The sequence below is a fragment of the Thermogutta sp. genome (genome assembly GCF_014359955.1).
Lineage (GTDB): Bacteria > Planctomycetota > Planctomycetia > Pirellulales > Thermoguttaceae > Thermogutta.
The window spans coordinates 1-2,978 of record NZ_JACIYL010000562.1; the positions used below are offsets into that span (position 1 = coordinate 1).

General features: G+C 58.6%; 3 protein-coding genes. All 3 read left to right on the top strand.

Going from position 1 to position 2,978, the window contains the following annotated elements; genetic code table 11:
* A partial coding sequence (locus tag H5U08_RS14415; protein ID WP_297034511.1) for a CpaF/VirB11 family protein occupies positions 1-631 on the top strand: 631 nt, incomplete at its 5' end.
* A gap of 17 nt (positions 632-648) precedes the next feature.
* The gene (locus tag H5U08_RS14420; RefSeq protein ID WP_297034513.1) at positions 649-1,566 is read left to right on the top strand and encodes a type II secretion system F family protein; all 918 of its coding nucleotides are present in this window, start codon (positions 649-651) and stop codon (positions 1,564-1,566) included.
* 95 nt (positions 1,567-1,661) lie between these two features.
* Positions 1,662-2,741 (top strand): type II secretion system F family protein, encoded by a 1,080-nt coding sequence (locus H5U08_RS14425; protein ID WP_297034515.1) that lies wholly within the window; start codon positions 1,662-1,664, stop codon positions 2,739-2,741.
* Positions 2,742-2,978 lie beyond the last annotated feature (237 nt).

Genomic DNA, 2,978 nt, shown 5'->3' on the forward strand with positions numbered 1-2,978 from the left:
TCCAGAAGACGAACGTTTGGTGACGATTGAGGATTCGGCCGAGTTACGCCTCCAACGAAAACACGTGGTGAGTCTGGAAACACGCATCGCCAACGCGGAAGGCCGGGGCGAGGTGACACCCCGCGATCTGGTCCGCAACGCCCTGCGAATGCGGCCGGACAGAATTATCCTCGGCGAGGTCCGCGGCGCGGAAGCCCTCGATATGCTCCAGGCCATGAACACGGGGCACGAAGGATCCCTCACCACCATCCACGCCAACGATACCCGCGACGCTCTCTCACGCCTGGAAGTGATGGTGGGAATGGCGGGATTCGAGCTGCCAGTACCGATTGTGCGTCAGTACATCGCTTCCGCCATCACACTCGTTGTACATCTGGCGAGATTAAAAGGCGGTGTACGAAAGGTGATGCGGATCTCGGAAATTGTGGGCTTCACCAATGGGGATTATGAACTTCAGGAACTGTTTGGTTTCCGTCAGGAAGGTGTGGACGAAGAAGGGGTGGCCAAGGGACATTTCTACGCTACCGGCAACGTCCCGCGCTTTCTGACTCGCCTGGAAGAGCAGGGCATCTTCCTTCCCGAGTCGCTCTTCACAAAACGCCTCATCGAAACCACGAGCAATCGCTCTTGAAAAGGAGGTTTCCATCGATGCCATGGCATGAATGGCTGTATCCTGTTCTGACATTCACCACCGTCAGCGGACTTCTGCTTTTGATCGCACTACGCTTTCTGGGGAAACAGGCGTCCGGGCAGAAGGACCGGGAGGATTTCGATCCGGCGGACCTTGTGTATGTGTCGCCGGAAAAAGCTGCCCGAACTCGTCTGGACCGGTGGTTTTATGAACTTTTGGAAGCCGCGGGAAGCACCCTGGACCGCACCACGGCCAGCATAATCCCCGCAGCGACGGCGGTTCTGGGTGCTGCCGTGTGCCTGGTTCTGTTTGATGATTTCCTCCTGGCCATGCTCGGGACGTTGGTCGGGGCCGTGATTCCTCTGGCGTGGTGGAAGTTCCGAGCGTGGCGACGCATCACTGCGATGCGCAAGGAGCTGCCCTCCACGCTGGAGTTATTTGCGGATGCCGTGCGGAGTGGGCTGTCGCTGGAACGTGCCGCGGTCCTCGCCGCTGAAGAAAGCAAAGGCCCGCTTCAAAACGAATTCCGCTGGTGTGCCGCCCAGCTTGAACTGGGACATTCACCCCAGCGGGTTATGGAACGCATGTCTTATCGGATTCCGCTGCCTGAATTTCGGATTTTTGCGACTGCGGTCCTCGTCCATCGCCGAACGGGAGGCGATCTCGCCAATCTCGCCAGTCGTCTCGCTCGTTCGGCGCGGGAGCGTTCGGAATTCCGCGGACATATGAAGGCGGTGACCGCGGGCAGTCGGCTTTCCGTGCTCGGACTGACGGTGGGTATTCTCATCGCGGTGGCGGTGCTGGGCTGGTCCCGGCCGGAGTACATCCAGCAGTTCCTCACTCATCCCCGCGGACCCACGTTGCTTGCCATCGCGGGATGCCTCCAACTGGTGGGGCTCCTGTGGGTCTGGCGCATTCTTCAGGTGAAATACTGAACCCCAGAGCTTTTCTTCCGAACAGCTTGTCGAATTGCGGATTGTCAGAGTAAGAAAAGTCGTCGACTCATCATATTCGTTGAGGTATCGATTCTATGACGCCGATTGACCTGGGTTCCTGGAACGAGATCATCACCCTCTGGAACGACTGGGGGCTTTCCCTGTTGGCTTTTCTGAGTGTTTTCGTCGTCGCGCTGCTGGTGCGAAAAATCTGGCTGTGGCGGCGGACGAAGGGTACTTCGGAGAATCCATCGACAAAGCCCCCAATCATTGATCCCGAGCTGGAAGATGACGGCGCTTTCGGGGCTTTAACACCGGCTTTGGCTGCCCAGATTCCAGAATCCGCCAAGGAAACACGGGATTTCCAGCTTCTCTTGAAGCAGGCGGGGCTGTACCATCCGGCGGCTCGTAACACAATCTATGCGTTCCGTTTCCTGCTGCTGGTCACGCCGCTCATCATTGCCGGGGTGTGTGCGGTTCTGGCCGATCCTCAGTGGACCTGGCACATTCTCGGGGTGGGACTTTTCAGCGGCGTGGTGCTATCGATTATCCCCAGACTTTATGTGTACTTCCGGCGGAAGGCGCGGTACGAGGAGATCCGCAGCGGCCTGGCCGACACGGTTGACATGCTCAGCATGTGCCTGACGGGCGGCCTCAATCTCCTGGATAGTCTGGAACATGTGGCCGGCCAGATGGGGGCCTATCCTGCACTTGCTGAGGAGCTTAGGCTCGTCAAACGCCAGGCGGAGGTGAGCAGTCTCAAGCTGGCCCTGGAGGACCTGACCCGCCGGGTGGACCTGCCCGAAGTGCGGCAACTCGCCGCCGTGCTTGCCCGGGGAACCCAATTGGGCAGCCAGCTCGCCAGCTCCCTTCACGATCACGCGGATCACCTCCGCGTCTCTTTGCGGCAATCGGCCCTTGCCCGGGCCAACAAGGCCCCGGTCAAGCTCGTCCTGCCGATTCTGTTCTGTCTCGCACCGGCCGCCCTCATTATCCTCACGGCCCCGGCTATCTTGGAGTTGCGGAATTTCTTCGCCGCTGATACCCGGAACAGTCCGGCTGCGCAGGGTGTCACGTTCGGAACAAATAGCGTGATCGAAGCGATGAAACAGCTCGATCAGAAAGTGAATGTGGGCGTCCCGGTTGTTTCCGGGCAACCGCCGCTGCCGGAGTGATGTCCGTTCCTAATTGGTAAATTCGTCAAATTCAATACAACCGCCAGATGAGCACCGCCCCCAAAATGTGGGGCGGTGCTGTTTTTTGAGTCTTCCCGTTTCTGTCGGCACGAGCCCTCGATCCCCCACAAAGCCCATCGTTTGGCCGGAAAGCTGGATAGTATCCGCCGGAAAGTAAAACCGCCAAATCCCTCCCCTTTCACGCGATTCTCACTGCCAAATGTAAGCTAAGTTTTT